The 19321-nt window shown below is 48.3% G+C and carries 18 protein-coding genes and 1 pseudogene; 17 read left to right on the top strand and 2 right to left on the bottom strand.

The window, feature by feature from the left end; genetic code table 11:
* Nucleotides 1-13: 13 nt before the first annotated feature.
* From BLW34_RS05140 to BLW34_RS05160, 5 genes are read left to right on the top strand one after another with little or no spacing between them, the layout of a single operon-like run.
* Nucleotides 14-442 carry a hypothetical protein gene (locus BLW34_RS05140; protein WP_090576507.1) on the top strand — a complete coding sequence of 143 codons (429 nt, stop codon included), beginning with the start codon at nucleotides 14-16 and terminating at the stop codon, nucleotides 440-442.
* The gene (locus BLW34_RS05145) at nucleotides 399-599 is read left to right on the top strand and encodes a hypothetical protein (protein ID WP_090576509.1); all 201 of its coding nucleotides are present in this window, start codon (nucleotides 399-401) and stop codon (nucleotides 597-599) included. The genes BLW34_RS05140 and BLW34_RS05145 overlap by 44 nt, the downstream gene beginning before the upstream one ends.
* Nucleotides 600-3305: a lytic transglycosylase domain-containing protein gene (locus BLW34_RS15515; protein ID WP_143037868.1), complete on the top strand. Its 2706-nt coding sequence runs from the start codon at nucleotides 600-602 to the stop codon at nucleotides 3303-3305. It abuts the gene before it with no gap.
* Nucleotides 3302-4765, top strand: coding sequence for a hypothetical protein (locus BLW34_RS05155; RefSeq protein WP_090576512.1), 1464 nt, complete (start codon nucleotides 3302-3304; stop codon nucleotides 4763-4765). Before BLW34_RS15515 ends, BLW34_RS05155 begins: the two co-directional genes overlap by 4 nt.
* A gap of 2 nt (nucleotides 4766-4767) precedes the next feature.
* Nucleotides 4768-5538 carry a hypothetical protein gene (locus BLW34_RS05160; protein WP_143037869.1) on the top strand — a complete coding sequence of 257 codons (771 nt, stop codon included), beginning with the start codon at nucleotides 4768-4770 and terminating at the stop codon, nucleotides 5536-5538.
* A gap of 40 nt (nucleotides 5539-5578) precedes the next feature.
* On the opposite strand, the gene BLW34_RS05165 is transcribed toward BLW34_RS05160, so the two are convergent.
* Nucleotides 5579-5857, bottom strand: a complete 279-nt coding sequence (locus tag BLW34_RS05165) for a helix-turn-helix domain-containing protein (protein ID WP_090576517.1) — start codon at nucleotides 5855-5857, stop codon at nucleotides 5579-5581.
* Nucleotides 5854-6177, bottom strand: coding sequence for a type II toxin-antitoxin system RelE/ParE family toxin (locus tag BLW34_RS05170; RefSeq protein ID WP_090576520.1), 324 nt, complete (start codon nucleotides 6175-6177; stop codon nucleotides 5854-5856). Before BLW34_RS05170 ends, BLW34_RS05165 begins: the two co-directional genes overlap by 4 nt.
* A 113-nt stretch (nucleotides 6178-6290) precedes the next feature.
* On the opposite strand from BLW34_RS05170, the gene BLW34_RS05175 reads away from it, so the two are divergent.
* The 12 genes and pseudogenes from BLW34_RS05175 to BLW34_RS05235 all read left to right on the top strand — a co-directional run bounded on the left by BLW34_RS05175 (nucleotide 6291) and on the right by BLW34_RS05235 (nucleotide 19197).
* Nucleotides 6291-7439, top strand: coding sequence for a hypothetical protein (locus BLW34_RS05175; RefSeq protein WP_143037870.1), 1149 nt, complete (start codon nucleotides 6291-6293; stop codon nucleotides 7437-7439).
* Nucleotides 7439-8056, top strand: a complete 618-nt coding sequence (locus tag BLW34_RS05180; RefSeq protein ID WP_090576529.1) for a GPW/gp25 family protein — start codon at nucleotides 7439-7441, stop codon at nucleotides 8054-8056. The genes BLW34_RS05175 and BLW34_RS05180 overlap by 1 nt, the downstream gene beginning before the upstream one ends.
* Nucleotide 8057: 1 nt before the next feature.
* Nucleotides 8058-9152, top strand: a complete 1095-nt coding sequence (locus BLW34_RS05185; protein WP_090576532.1) for a baseplate J/gp47 family protein — start codon at nucleotides 8058-8060, stop codon at nucleotides 9150-9152.
* Complete coding sequence (locus tag BLW34_RS05190; protein ID WP_143037871.1) at nucleotides 9136-11754, top strand: hypothetical protein; 2619 nt, start codon at nucleotides 9136-9138, stop codon at nucleotides 11752-11754. The genes BLW34_RS05185 and BLW34_RS05190 overlap by 17 nt, the downstream gene beginning before the upstream one ends.
* 48 nt (nucleotides 11755-11802) lie before the next feature.
* Nucleotides 11803-12285: a hypothetical protein gene (locus BLW34_RS05195; protein WP_090576537.1), complete on the top strand. Its 483-nt coding sequence runs from the start codon at nucleotides 11803-11805 to the stop codon at nucleotides 12283-12285.
* Nucleotides 12286-12297: 12 nt separating this feature from the next.
* Nucleotides 12298-14235: pseudogene (locus BLW34_RS16785) on the top strand (DUF4815 domain-containing protein).
* Between the two features lie 9 nt (nucleotides 14236-14244).
* Nucleotides 14245-15459, top strand: coding sequence for a hypothetical protein (locus tag BLW34_RS05210; RefSeq protein ID WP_090576546.1), 1215 nt, complete (start codon nucleotides 14245-14247; stop codon nucleotides 15457-15459).
* Between the two features lie 12 nt (nucleotides 15460-15471).
* Nucleotides 15472-17280, top strand: coding sequence for a hypothetical protein (locus tag BLW34_RS05215; RefSeq protein WP_090576550.1), 1809 nt, complete (start codon nucleotides 15472-15474; stop codon nucleotides 17278-17280).
* Nucleotides 17277-17693, top strand: a complete 417-nt coding sequence (locus BLW34_RS05220) for a hypothetical protein (protein ID WP_090576553.1) — start codon at nucleotides 17277-17279, stop codon at nucleotides 17691-17693. The genes BLW34_RS05215 and BLW34_RS05220 overlap by 4 nt, the downstream gene beginning before the upstream one ends.
* A gap of 108 nt (nucleotides 17694-17801) precedes the next feature.
* A complete protein-coding gene (locus tag BLW34_RS05225; RefSeq protein ID WP_090576556.1) occupies nucleotides 17802-18287 on the top strand; it encodes a D-Ala-D-Ala carboxypeptidase family metallohydrolase in 486 nt (161 codons plus the stop codon).
* An 11-nt stretch (nucleotides 18288-18298) separates the two neighbouring features.
* Nucleotides 18299-18634, top strand: a complete 336-nt coding sequence (locus BLW34_RS05230) for a hypothetical protein (RefSeq protein WP_090576559.1) — start codon at nucleotides 18299-18301, stop codon at nucleotides 18632-18634.
* Nucleotides 18634-19197, top strand: a complete 564-nt coding sequence (locus tag BLW34_RS05235) for a sigma-70 family RNA polymerase sigma factor (RefSeq protein WP_177165963.1) — start codon at nucleotides 18634-18636, stop codon at nucleotides 19195-19197. Before BLW34_RS05230 ends, BLW34_RS05235 begins: the two co-directional genes overlap by 1 nt.
* Nucleotides 19198-19321 lie beyond the last annotated feature (124 nt).

Here is a 19321-nt window from a genome sequence, read left to right on the forward strand (position 1 = left end):
AAAAGGACACGAAATGCAATCAGCAACAGAGCAAAATACCGGCAGAAAATTGCTTGCAACCGATTTTTATGTGGATGTGAAAGACATTGGGCGATTCCGTCTTGCGAAACGCACCATGCGCGATGAATTCCAGATTGGCGCGGAGTATTCGAGGTTGACGGAAGGAGTAGATACGCCTACGCCATGGCTCGCGCAAATGGCGACTATGGTAGCGAATCTGAAAGTGCTCGCAGTAACCGTGCCGGAAGATTGGAACATCGATGAGATGGACCCGCTGGACGACGAATCGTACAGTCGTATTTTCCGCGTTTATGAAGCGCTGCGCGCTAGGGAGGATTCCTTTCGTAGCGGAGTCGGCAAATCAAGCAAAAAAACGGGGCAAGGAGCTGGCGAAGACCTTGCAGTTCTGGTTCAGGAGGAAATACCAACTTACACCGAATGATCCGAAATTCCTTGATCTAACGATTGAGGATATCGAGACGGATTATTGGGCGCATTACTACTACGAAAATGCCACGGCGGATGAAGTCGAAGATGAAGATTTCGACCTGGATGACATTCTTCAGAAAATGGAAAACGACGATTGGGAAGAGTTGTAGATGGCTGATGTAAGAATACCAATTAGCGCTGATTTCAATAGCGGTGATCTGGATAAGGTGGTTCAGCAGTTCTCTAGCCAGATGAACCGGTTGGCCAAGTCAATTGCTGAAGCCAATAATACTAAATTCAATCCTATTGACGATGCGACGGCCGATGATATCAAGAAAGTCATTCATCAGTTTGATGCTCTAAAACGGCTATCTGAAAGCTTCAATAAGCGTCTAAAAGATACCGGACAATCCAATGCCGGTCTGTTCGATATCGATTTTCATAGGCTGTATGAGAACCAGCGTGCGGGTGCCAGGAAGGCGCTTGACGTTCTTCAGTATGTTACGGCTGGTACGACGTTCGCGTCACGCATGCCGGGGACCACTACCGGCAATCAAGGCGGCTCGCAATTGCCTGTGCCAACAAATGGAACTCCCGCGACAGCAGACTGGAAGCACTGGGGAGGTAACGTATTCAATTCCGCTATAGGCGCTGCCGGGCCTGGCGGGCAAGTGATCAGCAATGCTGTCAGCGCTGGCATGTCCGGCGGTTTAAAAGCTGGATTGTTCGGTTTGGCGGGCGGATTTGCTGCGCTGGGTGTCGGCAAGCTGATCTCGTCGGCAAGAGAGAAAATAGGTGACGCGCAACAAGAAGCCATTGGTTATGATCGCCTGAAACGCTCTCTGGGTGATATCAATGTCGGATTCGATGAGCTCAAAAGCTCGTTAAGATTCTCTGCTGGTGAAATTTGGGAAACATTCGGCAAAACTCAGGAGCTGGCCATAGAGTTTGCGAAGATTTCAGGATTGAGCCGCGATCAGTCCAAGAACCTGGCGAAAGAAGTGGCCTTCGGCGGCGGCTTCTCATGGTCGCTCGGCCTGGATACCAAGCAGGGAAATCAGTTCTTCGCGCAGATGCGCCAATTCAAGGTCACCAACAACGAATCGGACACCAGGCGGCTTGGGCTCATGATCGGGGAGGGGATCGCCAGAAGTGGCGCGTTCTCGAAAGCCGATGAGTTGATGCAGGCAATAGCCGGTTATACCGCGAACCAGGCGCGCATGAGTTTGACCGTGCCTAACGTGGCAGGTTATGCGGGAATGTTGTCCAGTATGGTTGGTTCAGGCATACCTGGACTCGATCCACAGGGAGCAGCAGCGATACTTGGCCGTGCCAATTCGGCCATCATGCAGGGGGGGGGAGCGGGAGAGGCCGGGCAGAATTTCTTGCACTCAATTCTGGGGCGCCTCGGGCTCAATCCAATTGAGTCAACTTTATTCCAGGAGGGAGGGCTGCTTTCCACGGGGGCGAGCACGTTCGGCGGGAAGCTTTTCACGGACTGGGCGAAGATGCGAGGCGTGGCAGCTCATGGAATAGCGGGAAATTCCAGCGATACCCTGTTTTCCCATGTAATGGGTGGGCTTGGCAACAATTATAGCAATCCATGGCTGCGGCTGAACGCTATGTCGCGTATGTTTGGCGTGAATCATTCCCAGGCCATGGCGCTGGATGTACTGCATCAGCAAGACCCTAAGATGCTGGGAGGAATGGAAAAACATCTGGCCGGTCTGGACGTGGACTTATCCAGTCTCTCCAGTACTGGAATCATGTCTACGGCGAGCATATTCACCGGCGACAGAAAAACACTGGATAGCGCGGCAAGAAGCCTGCTGAACAGAACGGACAAAGGCAAGCTCAACGAGCAGGAAAGGGAAGGTCTGATTAAGGCGCAAACGGGAAATGATGAGGGTGCTTTTAGAAACGTATTAATGAAGCTCACTGCCACGCGCGAAATGCAACAGACGGAAGGCAGTAAGACGCAAGAACTGCTGTCTGAAACAAATCGCGTGCTGCAAGATATGGCGTCGAGGCTTATTCCTGCAATCGACACAATGAAAGATGGGATTCTCCATCTGGCAAGATTGGCTGGATTTAAGCCTGGGGATCCTTATAAACCTAAGAAAGATTATGGCAGCGATGTTTACGAAAAGTTAGGTGAAGCAGGAAAGGCGTTGGATGAGATTAACGGCATTGGTTCCACATCCACGCCTGCTACAGCCGGTCGTCTGCCTGATGCAGTAACTCCAGCCCCCAGTCCGGCAACGAGTGGTAGTGAAGTCAATATGGGCCATGATGTAAAGCAAAGGATGGAGGAGGTGCTTGCTTCATTGCCACCGGGTCTTGCGCAAAGAATTCGCAACAATCCGGCTTTTCAAAAGCAGGTGGCTATGGAATCTGGATGGCGGCATTTAGGTAAAGACGGAAAGTTGCTTAGGTCAAAAGCTGGCGCCCTTGGAATAACACAAGTTATGCCGAAAACTGGAAGAGATCCAGGTGGTAACATTATTCCTTTACGAGATGATTCTATTGAAGAGTATCTCAGGTTCGGCCTTGATTATGATGATTGGCTGCACAAAGAATTTGGCGGGGATACTGAAAAAGCACTTGCAGCATATAACTGGGGCATTGGGAATGTAAAGAAATTTGGAGATGGATATAAAAATATTCCAGAAACAAATGGCTATGTCAATTCCATTATGAAGGGACTGCCAGAAGGCACCCAGAAATGGGCCGGTGGTCAGAATGAGCAGAGGATAGCGGTTGACGGTAAATTCACGCTTGATAATTCAAATGGAACTCCGGCAGCACCCCCGGTCAACATAACTAAAATTGTGCGTCAACCAAGCCCCCATGGAATGCAGGGGGGATTCAGGTGAGCAGAACTATTGACACGTATAATCCGCAGCTCAAAGTCGTTCTACATAAAACAGTCGGGCGCGGGACTGTGGATGGCAATGAAGCGGTATCCACAAGATTCTCGAATTCGGATACCCAGATTGATCTGTCACCTGTTCTTGGGGACGGCTCATCCGTACTGACTTCAAAATCAGTCAGGGATCCTGCTGGCGGTTTTACTGTTACGTTAATAGATCGTCAATACGAAAAAATGGGATCGTTTGAATCCCTGTATGGCCTGATCGAGCCAATGGATGTGATTGAAATCAGGATGAAGCATGAGCACGACGACACGACCAAGATACCAATCGTCATGCGGGGGTTCATCAGCGAGATACGGCGCACGGAATCCATGGGAGCGGATGGTAAGCCACAGCGGAATGTTGTATTGGTAGGGCAGGATTACGGCAAAATCTGGCAAATGCTGCAAATTCTATTTCTGCCTGGCTATGTAATCGGGCAGAATTTGATCACGAATTTCAAGCTATTCGAACGATACAAGATGGGGTTTGAAACCAATTACCCATCCGATAAATTCATTCGGGACGTATTTGAAAAAATAATCAATCCGTATCTAAAGGGATTGATGCCTGAAGGCTCTTCAAACCCCGCGGAATTCAAACTTGACAGGATTGTAGATGATGGCAGCCGTACCAGTATATCGGGAACGCAGAATCAGGAGGGAACGCTTTATAACTTGATGCGTATGTATACCGATGTGGGAATCTGGAACGAGCTGTTTATTCAAGATGAAGAAGACGGTGTGCATGTCGTGTTTCGTCCGACACCCGCATTGAAGGTGGATGGAAAAACGAAAATTCAAGAAAGAGCACCCGATCCTGAAATTATTGATGTGCCGATTGATCGCATCATCAATATGACCGTCTCCCGCTCGGACGCAGATATAGCCAATTTTTATTGGGTAAGAAGTCCACGGTTTGATTTGAACAGCGATCTGTACCGGCAATTGTTCGCCGTCCACGCATCATCCGACAAAGATACGGTATTGCTAACCAATCATCCGAACACGAATGAAGGGCTGTACGGTCTTCGTGCTATGTACGGAGAGACGCAGACCGGGCCGAATGACGCCTATACATCAGGTTTGAAGGAAGCGGAGGAAGATAAAAGACGCGACAAGGTAGTTGACTGGGTTAAACACAGAAGAGTTGCCATGGTTGAACAAAACAAGGATAACGTGGTGCTGGAGCGTGGCAGCCTTCGCATGTTTGGTAATGAGCGCATCCGAGCCGGAATGTATATCAACTTGAAAAGAGGTGCGTTCAACGCGCTGTATTACGTCACGCAAGTCGATCATTCCTTTGTCCCCTACAACGGTTTCGTGTCCACACTTACGCTTGAGCGAGGTCTTGGTTTTGTCGAGCGGGTAAAAATGGAGTCGGGCAAACAATCCCCCTGGATAGCTGAGAGAACGCGATAATGTTGAGATTGGGACGTGTGGTAGCGATTCACCCGGAAGACAATTCGGTAGATATCGTCATGACCGACGACGGTGCTCGCCTAGCTGGAGTGCAGGTGCTTGCTTCTTCCGCCAGCACGCGCAGCGGACTTGTTGACTTGCCCGTGCCTGCACAACCGGATGAGGGCGACGCAAAATGGGATATCACGAAGGTCACGGAGAGCGACGTGATTGCAGCTGTGGCCTATTTTGATGCAATGAGAATGCCTGTGGTCGTAGGCTTTCTCTATCCACAAATCAATCAGATGCTGTTTGCGGAAGAGGGCAGAAAGTTAGATCGTCACCATTCTGATGTGTATAGCGCGATAGATAAGGATGGCAATGTTGAATGGTTCCACCCGAGCGGAACTTATGTTCGCATGGCCGTTTCACCCGAGCATGAAGACCTGGACGGCAAGGACTTCGATAAAAAATGGAAGACTGATCGCAATACTGATAAGCGGGTTTCATTCAGGCTAGCGATTAAAAACAGCGGCGGCACGAAGGCAACAATCACCATTGATCCCGATGGAAATGTCTCGCTGGTACACGCTGGCAATCTCAATATTGAAACAAGTGGAAATGCTGCTCACACAGCGCAAACTATCGTCATGAACGCTGATACATTGATGATAAATGCAAATGTAGCAATTAACGGCGACAGCATGACTCACAACGGGGTGGATATAGGTAGATCGCACCGTCATTCCGGTGTCGAGGCTGGACCAGACAATACCGGGGCACCGATCTCCTAGAAATCCAGGTTCTGCCACTTTAATTTTGTCTTTTATAACCCTACCGGATTTCCTTTACGTTCAATTCCAGTTCAAAACCACAAGCATGGGCATAATTCTGGATCGTATTCCAACTTGGGTTGGTATTACCTCGCTCTAACCGACTTACATTGCTTTTCTGCGTTCCCATTCTCATGGCAATTTCTTCCTGGGTAAGCTTAGCTCTATTTCTCATGGAGATTAAAGCGTCTGCCAACTGGAATTCTGCATCAAGTTTATCGTATTCTGATTTCACGGCAGGATTCGATAATGCTTTTTGTTTTAATTGATGAAGATTCATTTTCTTTCGACCTCTCTTTGACGATTTCTTGCTAGATCAATCTCTTTCTTCGGGGTTTTCTGACTCTTCTTTACGAATGCGTGGAGAACAATGACCCGTTTTCCTTTGAGATAACAGAATAAACCTCGACCAATACCTTCCTCTGCTTTTGCACGAATTTCAAAAAGACCGTCACCCATAGGTTCTGTATGTGGCGATCCCAGGTTAGCTCCATGCTTTTCTATAAGTTCCAGAAGACGGATCATTCTGGCCTGAATCTTGGGTGGCATACCTATAATCTGGTCAGTTACTCCAGCATAGAATTCAACCTTCCAATTCATTTTGCGTCCTTATGAATGTTATCATAAATGATAACAATGGTTCTCATGCCTGTCTACTCCCCAAGCTTCTTCGTTTAGCATAGTCCACCATGTCGTGATGCTAATTTACCTTCATGCTCACGATCCAAACACAGCCTCCAAAATCACAGAAAGCAGGGGACAGGCCGATCTCGTTTGTTTTAATGACCGGTGGCCCTGATCCTGTAATCAATGAATACAAATTCATTATCCGTCCTGAAGAGCTAACACGGGTTGATCCTTCGCGCGTAACGGTTCATCAGACACTTGGCGGAGAATCGCTGGGCTGGGCGGATAGCTTTGGCAAGGGATTGCCTACCATCAACATATCCGGCAATACCGGATGGCGTATTAAGTACGATTCTGGTGACGGACTGGATCGGATGATTAGGTTGAAAGAGCATATTGATGCTTGGCATGGAATCAGACAGATACGGATCAATGAGGGCAGGAATCCTGACGATACGAGGTTGTTATTCGTTGACACCCTAGATCAGTTTGCGGTTCATGTCGTACCGATTCAATTTGTATTGCGGCGCAGCAAATCAAGACCACTGCTCGCACAGTTCAATATCTCGATGGCGGTAATCAGTCCGGATATCGATTCGTCGCCTTTTCTGCCCGCACCTGCTCAGCCCAACATGCCTTCCGTCATAGCCGGTCTGCTCGGGGCGATTGGGCGCATTACTAAACTCCTGAATGATGCAGCGAAGTGGATAGATAAGAATATTCTCGGCCCGGTTAAAGAGTTTGCGGAAATGACGCGCAAGATTATGAATGCAGTCATTGGCATGATCCGCACGGGTGTCAATGTGGTGGCGAGAGTGATTTTGATGGCTAGAGAGATCGCGCAGGCTGGCATGAACATCGCACGTTCCATATCAGCAATACTAGATTTACCATCGCTTGTAAAACAGCAAATATCCAAGGTGGCAACCGAATACTCATCTATTTTCTGCCTGATACGCAACGCTCTAGGGATTACGCCTTACTATGACGATTACTCATCTGTATACGGCGCGTCAAATTGCTCGTCTACGGCAGGCGGACGACCGCCCAGCATCTACACTAACACTAATACCTTCGCAGCTATTACACCTGAAACCGATTCGACAGTGACGGTATCCAGCGCTGCCCAATCGAGCCTTGCTGCCCTGACAAGAACCGATCCGGTCTTATCGCCCATGTCGCAAAGTGAATTGCTTGCGCACACTAACAATGTTGTTGCTGGGGTGGCGATCTGATGGCGCCGCCAAGAATACAGATACCTGCGTACAGAATCGCCGAGACATTCCATGGCGATACGATCCAGGCCATTGCTTTTCGTGAACTGGGTGATGCTAATCGCTGGCCCGATCTGGTTGCGCTGAATGAATTAAGACCGCCATTCATCACCAGCGATCCTGATCTGGTTGTTCCGGGAGTGTTACTGGCTGGCAATCCAATCAAGGTGCTTGCTCCCAGTCCGTTTGTGCCTGCAACACGGTCTCCCGATGATGCATTTCTCAGGGACGTGGCTCTCAATAATAAATTGCTCGAAGCAACAGAAGGGGGCGATTTCGCCATGGCGTCTGGCGTTCCCAATCTGAGGCAGGCATTGAATCACGCCATGATTACTGAAAAAGGTAATCTCCCATTTCACCCCAGATATGGCTCGATGATTCCGAGGATCATCGGTGAGGTCAGCTCGCCTGTATCTGCAATCATGGCGGCTGAGTACGCAAAATCCGTGGTTGCGGCTGATGAGCGAATATCGCGCGTCATTCAATCCAAGGCGGAAGCGGTAGGGGACAAAATAAGGGTTGAGGTGAATGCTGAGACAATCCATGGCAGACCAGTCAATTTGGAGGTGGTGATTTAATATGTTCCAGATCAAGGATTTTATTAGTGTGACTGCATCCATGCTGAATTGGATGAAGGCAACACAATCAAAGATCACCGATTTCAACGTGGGATCGGTAGCGAGAACTTTGGTTGAAGCGCCTGCTGTCGAGATTGAGGAACTCTATCAACAATTTTTCATTGGTTTACGGGAAGCGATACCAGTTGCGATTTTCCGGGCATTTAATTTTGAGAGACTTTCTGCCGCACTTGCAGTTGGTACTGTAACCGTTACGCAGGGCGCGGCCAGAACCAGCGATCTTCCGATCCCCGAGGGAACCGTTTTTCTAACAGCCGATGGGCGGGAATACAAAAGCGTTCAGGATGTTACCTGGCTGACCGGCACGACATTCGTGCAAATACAGGTTGAAGCATCTTTGCCCGGTATGCTGGGCAATACCTCCGCAGGAACCATTGTCCAGTCGTCATTTTTCGATAGCAATGCGGTTATCAGCAACCTGCCAATTAATAACGGCAGGGATGCCGAGACCGAGGAAGAGCGCAAAATCCGTTTTGCCGATTTCATCCTGTCGCTATCTCGCGGCACTTTGGCGGCTATCAAATTTGCGGTTGCTTCTGCTGCAGTCAAATCCGAGTTGGGCGAAACAATAGAATATGTTGCCCGAATTGGTGTTGAGGAGGAAATCGGGCACGTTGACATTCACATTTATGGATCAGGTGGAATTGCCAGTGATGCGTTGGTCACTCAAGCGCAAATGCTGGTGGACGGTTATGAACTGGACGATGGAACGAAAATACCTGGTTACCGTTCAGCAGGCATTCGCGTGACGGTCAATAAAATGACCGAGCAGACCATCAATGTGACAATGAATGCCAGCCTGTTTCCTGGTTACTCTCTCACAACCGCTCTTATCAATGAAATTAAGGCAAGGATAGAAACAGAATTCGATGGCGTCGAGTCCGGTAGCGTGCTCTACATGAAAAGCCTGACTGATGCGGCCTTAAGTGTGGTTGGCATCAAAGATATCTTTGTCTCAAATGAGTCAAATATCATTTGCGGCAATGATGAGGTGCTGCGTTTAGGTGATTTTACTGTCATTGAAGTCAATGCTTGACCGCCTGCTTAAATCGCTTCATTCGCCGTTCGATAAATCGCCTCATGCGAAAATTGCGCTGCGTGTCCAGCATCCCGATGTTTTCAGATGGACTGTTAATAATCGAGTGTTATCGGTTGGTACGGAGGCATCGGAAAACACAACTGATTTCAATCTTGCCTCCTTAACGCTTGATGAATTAGCTGATGCGCTGACAAATACTGGCTTCCAGGTTGTTTATCAGGATGCCGAGCTCTCAAGTCACTCGTCCGCAATCCTGTTGTCTGGCTCCGGCAGTCAATCTCAATCCAATGGCGATGCGCTGAGAGTCTATGAGAGCCTGCTTTGGTCTTTGATGGATTCTTACGCGATCGAGCTTGAAATTGCTGCTGGCAGCATTGATCAAGCCTTGCTCCAGATGTACCTTGATACCGCGCAAAGTGAATGGCTGGATTACTGGGGTGAATATTTCGGCTTTCCACGCGAAGGACGAACCGATGCGGAATATAGCGCATACATCATCGACGAGGCGCTCAGGCCGAGAAACAATGCGCTTGCTATCGAAGACACCATCAAGCGATTGACGCAAGAAGATGTGCATATCTACGAGCCATGGAAGGACATCTTTGTTCTGAGTGAATCGAAGCTGAGTGAACGTTATCATCTACATGGAGCGCACTATTACACGTTTGCAACCATACAGCCGGTTGGTAATGCAGGCACAAATTGGGGCAAGGTTATTCCGTTGATAAGGCGCAATAAGGCTGGTGGCATTATGCTCGCGGAAGCCAGACCGCTTGTTCCCCCCGCTTATATTGACGCAGGTGTTATAGATAGCATCGTGAGTGCATCCGAAACACGCGTCCGTGTTGCCAGAATTAAACTTGAGATGGACTCGCCCTTGAGTGCGTATCGCCTCGATTTTGATACATATATCAAGAACTATCCCTTCATGGCCTACGGGCTGATGACGTTGGCAAGTGAAAAGTTGGCTTATGTGGCCGATATTCCCAACCCTAGAACTATCGCCAAGGCATCAATATGCCTATCGGATTCCTGGTCTCTCGGTAATACTAATTCGGTATTTGGTCGTGGCAGGATAATCCGGATCATGCCTGGAATGACGTTATCTGGCGGCGCAACTGAAGACGATGATTTGAGGCTTTCCGATGGTGTCGTAACGATTATTTATGAACAAGTAGAAGAGATCATTGATGACCGGAGGGTAAGGTGGATTGAGTTGTTGGCCGAGGCTTTTGCGCTCTCTACTGAAATGACGCAAACCGGTTATGCTTTTTTACCAATTACTAATAACCCTGCATCTATAGACATTCTTTATACGGGGTTGGTTGAGCTTCCTGAGACCATGTTTATGTTCTCTGCCGAAATGATCCAAACCGGTTATGCTTTTTTACCAATTACTAATAATCCTGCATCTATAGATATTCTTTACGCAGTATTGATAGATTCTGGTCATGATGCCGATAGAAGGTGGGTTGGAAAGTGGGACAGTTCCACATGGGTGGAGGGTGTGGATGAGCTCTTGATTACGACGCAGCTGACGGTTATTGGTGATATGGGCCTGTTTGTTAACAATGAGCAAGGTTTTTGGTACGACCCGTCTGATTTTTCCACGATGTTCCAAGATTCTGCTGGAACGATTCCTGTAACGTCAGTGGGGCAGTCGGTTGGAAAAATACTCGATAAATCCGGTAATGAAAATCACGCAACTCAAGCCACAACGTCTAAAAAACCGATTCTGAAAAGGCAGCCGACCAGTGGGATTAGGAATTTATTGCGGGCATCCGGTGATTTATTATTAACAATAGCGTCTGGAGGTGCTTGGAATACATCATCTGACTGGAGCCAAATATCTGTTAATCCATTATATCCAGGCGACAAAGCGTACCAAGTAACCAACGCAGGGGTAGTATCTAGCAGGAATATATCCAATAATATTGGAATGTCATCAGGTGAAAGGGATACGCTTTCCGTAATTATCGAAGAAGCCCCATCTAATAAAGCTGCATTAACTACAATTGGCCTTTATGACAGTACCACATTGACATTTTCAGGAAGAATCAATTTAAAATGGTCTACTGGAACAATAGAGTTGTTACTTGGTAATGGATCTCAGTTAGGGTACTGTGAAAAATTATCGGATGTGGGGCCTAACGGCGGTAGAGTATTTAGGTTGGTTATATCCGCAATAACCCCTGTTGGAGAAAATAGAATGAGATTTCTATACCCAACAGGGACGAACACTAATAATCAGTCTGTCATCATACACTCAGCTCAATATGAGACTGTTACAGAGACCGCGACTGCATACCAGCAAACATTCGGTAATTATGATGTTTATGAGCCAGGATTCAACCAAGTCTACTGGCTCGATTATGACGGCGTTGATGATGCGCTGGTTTCTACCAATCCAGACTTAGGTACGAATGCCACCCGAGCTAGGGCGACGATTGGCGGCGCAGTAATCGAGCAGGGGTTGACGCTCGGTGTAAATCTCACACTTAGTACAGACAATCTAGGATTGATAGTAATAAATCGACCTCTGACCCAGGACGAACTGTCCGCTTTAACATCATACTTAAACAGCATCGTAGGTTCTTGATCAAGTCGTGATTGTACGCTTAACGAAACATTAATGGAGTTTCGTTGAATGGCAATTCTGACACTTTCTGGTCGAGCCGCTATGGCGATAGCGATCAAGGCGCAGCCAATACATCTGGCGTGGGGTTCCGGCGATGCGGCATGGGATACGGTTCCGGTTGTTGAAACCGTGGATCAGACGGGGCTTGTAGCTGAAGTAGGCCGTCGTGCTGCAACTTCCGTGAAATTCTGTGTTCCTGATGAAGCAGGGGAAATCATCGTTCCGACCGGGCGCTTTACTGAAGTGCCGGGGCCATCGAATCATCTCTACATGAAGTTCAACTTTGATTTCCTCGACTCTCCCAGCGCGGAAGTCCGCGAAGCGGGTGTTTTTACCGGCACTCAGGTTGTGTCAGGGCTTCCGGTGGGGCAAACGTATTTTATACCGTCTGAGATACAAGACACTGGAATCCTTCTGGCACTGGAGAGATTCCCAAAATTTTCCCGATCATCCGCTGTTCGTCAGTCATTTGAATTTGTAATTACTATTTGAGGCTAATCAACCATGATAGATGGCTACTACAATCGATTTGATCCGGCGAAAAAATACGAAAAACACCTTTTCCGCGCGGGTTATGTCCTGCAATCATCGGAGTTAAATGAGGTTCAGTCATACGCGGAGGATCGTGTTCGCGGTGTTGCCGATGCTCTGTTCAAGGATGGCGATGTTGTTCGTGATGCGCAGATTATCGTGAACAGCGCTACTGGTGAGGTGCAGTGTCAGTCCGGTGCAATTTATCTGGTCGGCGCAGTGCGTGGGATTCCATCCAAAACCATGACCATCCCGACTACCGGCGTGGTATCGGTCGGAATACGTCTGGTTGAAACTGTCATCACCGAGTTGGATGATCCGGCATTGCGCGATCCAGCCATTGATGTCCGCAATTACCAGGAGTCTGGTGCTGCCAGATTGAAGGTTGAAGCTATCTGGAGTTTCCAGGGTGATGGTGCGACGGGGGAGTTTTACCCGGTTTATACCGTTGAAGATGGCCAGCTGCGCGCCAAGGAAACGCCTCCTAATCTGGATTCCGTTACGCAGTCTCTTGCTCGCTATGATCGCGATTCCGCCGGTGGTACCTATGTGGTTTCTGGTTTGACTGTTAAGGCGCTGGATGATCTTGGAACCGGAGAGCAGGTTTATTCGGTCGGTGAAGGTCGTGCTCGTGTCTATGGATATGGTGTAGAGCTAAAAACCTCCCGGCGTGAAGTGTATCCAGTCATCCCGGATTTGCGTAATATCATTTCCGAGCCTCACACCAGCACGACGGTGAGTGCTCAGCGCGTCGATATCGACCGAACTCCAATTGAGAACATCGCTAGCGTACAAATTACGGCGGAAAAGACCGTCACTCTGACCCATGGCGGTTTTGTTGGCGCACAAGACCCGCTGCCTGACACATCGGTTCTGTCGCTTCTGGAAGTGAAGCAAGGTGGGACTACGTATCTCGCTAATACTGACTACAAGTTAACCAGCGGAAAGGTTGACTGGTCTCTTGCGGGTAATGAGCCTGCTCCTGGCTCAACCTATACAGTTACGTATCAATATATTTCCGAAGTTACCCCGACCGCAATAGACGATACCGGTTTCACGGTAGAAGGCGCGGTAGTTGGTAGTCTCATTCTGGTGACCTACAACCAGAAACTGCCGCGTTATGACCGAATCGCACTAAATGCCTAGGGTGATATTGTATGGTTCAGCGGCGTATCGGCAGAATGGAATCCGCAGGTTCCGGCTGTCCCCGATAATGTCCTCCCATTAGCCACGATCTACCAGGACTGGGGCGCCACGCGACGCATAGAGAATGATGGTGTGCGCGTCGTGCCCATGTCTGACTTGTCTGCGATCAATAGTCGTATCGATTACATGCTGGGCTTGATTGCCCAGCAACGCCTGGAGGGGAGCGCAAGCTTGACCGAAGCAGGGCAGAAGAAAGGTCTCTTTGTCGATCCATTTCTGGATGACTCCCTGCGAGACGCGGGTGTCGCCCAAACAGGTGCAATCTTCTCGGGCGAACTGACCCTACCCGTGACAATCGATCAAGTCAGTTTGATGTCGTCCGATGTGTCTTCCCCGGCATCAATGGCGAGCGATCTGTCTCTTGTTCTTGAGCAATCAGCTCGTACCGGTACGATGAAGGTCAACCCATACATGGCATTCGAGCCGCTGCCTGCCAGTGTCCGCCTTACTCCGGCTATCGACAACTGGACAGTTACAAACACTTCCTGGGCGTCATCCATCACCCAACAAATTGTGGTTGGGAGAGGCCGCTTGCTAATAGGTTTCGGTACGGCCACTGGCGTGCAGGTGCTGTCCAGATCAAGCAGGCCAGCTGAATTTCTACGTCAAATAGATATTAATTTCACGATTTCAGGGTTTGGCCCGAACGAAGCGCTTTCCAGCGTTACATTCGATGGTGTCGCCGTTACCCCTGTTGCGCCATAAGGATAAGAAATGACTATTCAAGCTAATGCTCAAGGTGTGGTTACTGGCAAGTTCACCATTCCCGCTGGCTTGCCAGCAGGAACCAAGCGCGTTCGATTCAATGGTGCTGGCGGTTCCCATGGAGATGCCGTTTTCGTTGGCAATGGCACTATCACCAGCCAGGTTCTCAGGAGTGTCTCAATAACGACGCTAGTATTTTCAGGATTACTAGTTGACCCTCTCGCCCAGACGTTTTCTTTAGAGCAGTCTGCCCAGATCGCGGCGATAGACCTGTGGTTCTCTGCGAAGGGTTCTTCCGATGTGGTAGTGCAGATTCGTGAAACCAGCAACGGCGTGCCCAACCAATCCGTGATTGGAGAAGCAAGATTAGCTCCGTCCGCGATCAGTACCACGGTACACACCAGAATAACACTTACAGCACCCATTCAGCTTCTGGCTGGAGTCGAATACGCTTTGGTTGTCATGTGTGACGATGCCGTGACTGAAATGCGCATTGCCGAGCTGGGCAAGTGGGATGCAGCAAACGGTCGCTGGGTAACCAGCCAGCCTTATCAGGTAGGTGTATTGTTATCCTCCTCGAATGCATCCACATGGACGGCTCACCAAGACCGTGATTTAGCATTCCGGCTACACAAGGCTGTATTCACCCAGACAAATAAAACCGTCTCTCTGGGGAGCATCGCCGTTACTGATGCAACAGATTTGATGCTTATAGCTGCCGAAGAGTTGCCCAGTAGCGTAACGCGAATTGAGTATGAATTATCCCTTCCTGGGGGTGAAACTGTCAGTGTTTCTACTGGTCAGCCTGTACGGTTGACTGCAGCAGTGACTGGTAACATCAGCATATCAGCCAAGATGTATGGTTCTGCAAATGTATCCCCTATCTTATTTCCTGGCACACAGCTCGTAGTGGGATCAGTATCTGCAAACGGCGATTATGTTTCCCGCGCAATCAAAGGCGGAACCAGCATAAGTGTGAAGGTGTTGTTTGATGCGATCATCCCTGGCGGATCATCTGTGACGGTGAAATACAAGGGTGTGGATGCGGGGGACACTTGGGCAACGGTTCCTTATGTATCCTCCTCCCCAATTGACGATGGTTTCTACGAAATGAAGCATGAGATTGCTGGCATCAGCGAAGACATGATTCAGATCAAGCTCGAACTGACCGGCGCTACATCAGCTCGTCCTCGCGTGAAAAATCTTCGTTTCATGACGATATGAGGCGTGTGATCTATGCCTATTGACGACAGAACAGTAAATTTTAATTTACCGTTACCTAGTTCAGATAATTTCTTGTTTGACGATGTTGAGCGAATTAGAGGAGCGTTTGCGCAAATAGACCATGAACTGCATGGTCTATCGTCTTCTTTATTAGGTGTTGGTGGGAATTCTGCTAGCGGTTCCATCACCCTAACATCTTCTTCCGAAACGATTCAGAGCATTACTCCAACAGAAAGCGGTAATTATGTAACGTTGCCTGACGCTACGACGATGAATGCAGGCATTCCATCATTCGCTATTCAGAATGCTGGCTCCCATGATCTGGGTATCATGGATTCTGCCGGGAAGAAGTTGGGTTGGATTCGCTCTGGGCAGACAGGGATTGTTGGTCTTGTGGACAACACAGCTGTTAATGGTGTTTGGGTAACTGTTGGTATTGAAAAGCTTGGTGTAACAGCATCGAAGGGATTTTATTCACTTACGGGCATGTCCAGCTCTTTTAGTATGAAAGCTATAGCGGTTGATCAAAATCGCACACTGATTTTGTTTGGCACCACAGTATTGAATGCCATTGTGTACGATGCTAACACCCGCTCTTTCGGTCAACCAACAGTTGTGATTGCAACCATCAACAATAGTTTAATTGAGGGAATTCTCGCTTCTGCAGACAAAGTTCTGGTGCTCGGAGCAACAGCTAGTGATTTGTGCGGCGTGATTCTCTCCTTGTCCGGAACCACCATTTTTCCTGGCCCGGTCGGCACTCGCTCAACAAACATACCGGATAAGATGGGTATGCTGGTGGAACTTGGAAATTCCGGCACGACATTCGCCTTCACTCAGGGGCGCAGTAGCGGTCCATATGCAGAGATCTGTGCAATTAGTATTTCTAATGATACGGTTGCCATCGGTGATACGCTGGCGCTAGATCGCCCGACAGACAAAAAAAGCGGATTGGTTCTGATTCCGATTTCCGAATCTACTGTGCTGTCGCTCAATAGTGATGGCATCAACATTTCTGCAAAGCCTCACAGTATTTCTGGCATAACAGTGACTCCTGGCAGCGCGGCCTTGCTAACTACAACTATGCCAGAATTTCGTTGGTTAGTTCTGCCTTCAGGACGTGTGGCCGTAATTTACGCCAATTTGGATAAAGCGCATGGAGCTATCATATCCGTTACTGGAATGACAGCGTCCGCTTCTGATGTTGTTCTTGGAGATTATTTTGGTAGCTCTGGTTTTCTATCATCAGGCATAGCTACTGTCGTTGAGTCCGGCAAGGTCGTTGTTGTGAATTATAGTGCTGCCGGTTCTTTATCATCTAATATTTTGACAGCAGACTCATCTGGTGTTGCAGGTGCAGGAACAGCTTCCATTATTCAACTCAATGCTTCACCTGCAAGTTTCAATATTGTTTCCGTAAGTGGAGACGTCATTTCTTTGTCTATTGGAGATGATACTTCTTCCGTGTTGATTAATGTTGACGCATCTGGTGTCAGCCCAGTCATAGATATAGTTGATTCATTCTCCAGCACTCTTTCACGACAGGATTTTGTTGCTCACGCATTCGATAAAGACCAGTTCAATTACCGCATAAATTCTCTTGGGAATGGATCTGCAAAATACGCCCCAAATTTAACGGGATCTGCTGTGGTCCTGGGCTATACCAGCAAACGGATTTTCAAGGTTGACTCACCGGTTATCCGTGCTATGGGGTGGAAAACCAATTTATTTGGCGTATCTCCTAGTGGTAATGACCTGTGGGTCGTAAGCTGTGGTGGGCCGGCTAGTGCAATGATTGCTTGCTTGGAGGCGGCAGAATGAAAAAACTTGTGACTCAGGTAGGTATATTCGGCCCGTATCGTAAGATCGAAGTGCTGAGTGATCGCTATCGCTGTGATGGAGTCGATTTTCCATTCACCGTAGTCGGCGAGAGCGTCATTGAAGATGCACAGCCGGGTGATTTTCCACTACCAGAAGCGCCACAACCTGAAGTACCCCAATCAGTCACCATGCGCCAAGCACGTTTGGCCTTGCTAAATATCGGTAAGCTGAACGATGTGGACGCTGCACTTGCATCCATTCCAGACGAGACTCAGCGCAAGGCTGCGCAGATCGAGTGGGAATACGCACTCGAAGTCCAGCGTAACTACGGCCTGGTACAGCAGATCGCGTCTTCGCTGGGCCTAGATAATAAGACGCTCGATAATTTATTTATTGAAGCTGAGAAGCTTTGACATCCTCCTTCGCCTAGTGCGGATTTTTTAATTTCCTGTCTGAGATTAAGTTGTGGTCGTGACACGACAATGAGTTGGTATTTCTACACTCGTTAAGGGGAACGACTAATGGGGGCAGGCTCAAATGAATATCTAAGCAGAAAATTATCGCTACACTTTACGCTCGAGGAACTAATACATTCAGACAAAGCCATTGAGCTGGGAATCGATAACATACCGCCAAAAGACATAATCAACGGCTTGGTACTGCTTTGTGAGGATGTTCTAGAACCAGTGAGAGCGCACTACGGCAAGCCATTCCGTCCGAATAGTGGATATAGATCGCCATCGCTAAATAAAGCAATCCCCGGAAGCAGCAAAACATCGCAGCACATGCTTGGGCAGGCAGTAGATTTTGAGGTGCCCGGAGTATCAAACTATGATCTTGCTTGCTGGGTAAGGGATAACCTGACCTTCGATCAACTCATTCTTGAAAACTACACATCTGGAATTCCTAGTTCCGGTTGGGTGCATGTATCCCTGAAGCCAGATCAAAACAGGATGCAATGTCTGACGATCAAGGGTAAAAACAAACAACAAGGTTTGATCAAATAAGAGGACATGAAATGTCAGATCCACAATGTCCTCACGCCATGCAGATAGGACAAAACTCAGCGAAGATCGCATCCCTTGAAAAGGAGATTGCCAGTCTAACTAAATCACAACAAACCAGCATTGCAGAGTTAGAAAAAAAATTAAGCAAACTGACTGCGATGGCTCAGAGCAGTGCTATGCAGGTTGTTGAGGATAAGGCCAAGAAATCCGGTTTTATACGCGGTATGCACATGACTGCAACTTTGATTGGTTATGGAATCATCATCGTGGCGCTGATATTGGCCGGAAAAGTGACGGGCGGACTTGATATGTTTGTCAGATTTTTGGGATCTCTTGATCTGAAATAGTGGATAAAACATCAGATCAACTAATCATTGAGTGCGCCCCGTTAGTTAAGCGTATTGCGCGCCATATGATGGTCAAGCTGCCAGCAAGCGTGGAAGTGGATGACTTAATTCAGGCAGGCATGATTGGCTTACTGGATGCAATCAGGTTGCACGGTGAGTTACCAGGACAGAGCTTCCAGAATTATGCATTTACGCGCATTCGTGGAGCAATGCTTGATGCTTTGCGTAGGGCCGATTGTATTGGGAGGCCGCACCGGGAGAAGATCAAAAGGGGTGAATCTGAGGAGGTGATTATCTCGTCTTTTGAAGATGCTCTCGAAGAGGGGTTCGATCTTATCAGTCAGGAAGATACCCCGCTCGAATATCTAATCAAGAAAGACCTTGTAATGAAAGCTGTCGGGTTTTTTGATGGACTCAGTGAAAAACACAAAAAGCTGATGACGATGCGCTATGTCGACGGCGTGAGCTTGCGGGGTATAGGACGAATCATGGGTAAAAGCGAGGCATGGGCGTGTATTCAGCACAAGGAAATTTTAAACCAACTGGAAGGAGTATTAAATTGATAAAAAGGCTGATTTTAATTTCGTTTGTCACGGTGTAAATAGCGGTGTAAAAATGTACCACTGAAGTGCACTAATTTCGCTGCGATCGCGGAATAAAAGTGTACCAGTCCAATGCCTATAAACT

The sequence above is a fragment of the Nitrosomonas sp. Nm58 genome (assembly GCF_900107335.1).
Classification (GTDB): Bacteria; Pseudomonadota; Gammaproteobacteria; order Burkholderiales; family Nitrosomonadaceae; genus Nitrosomonas.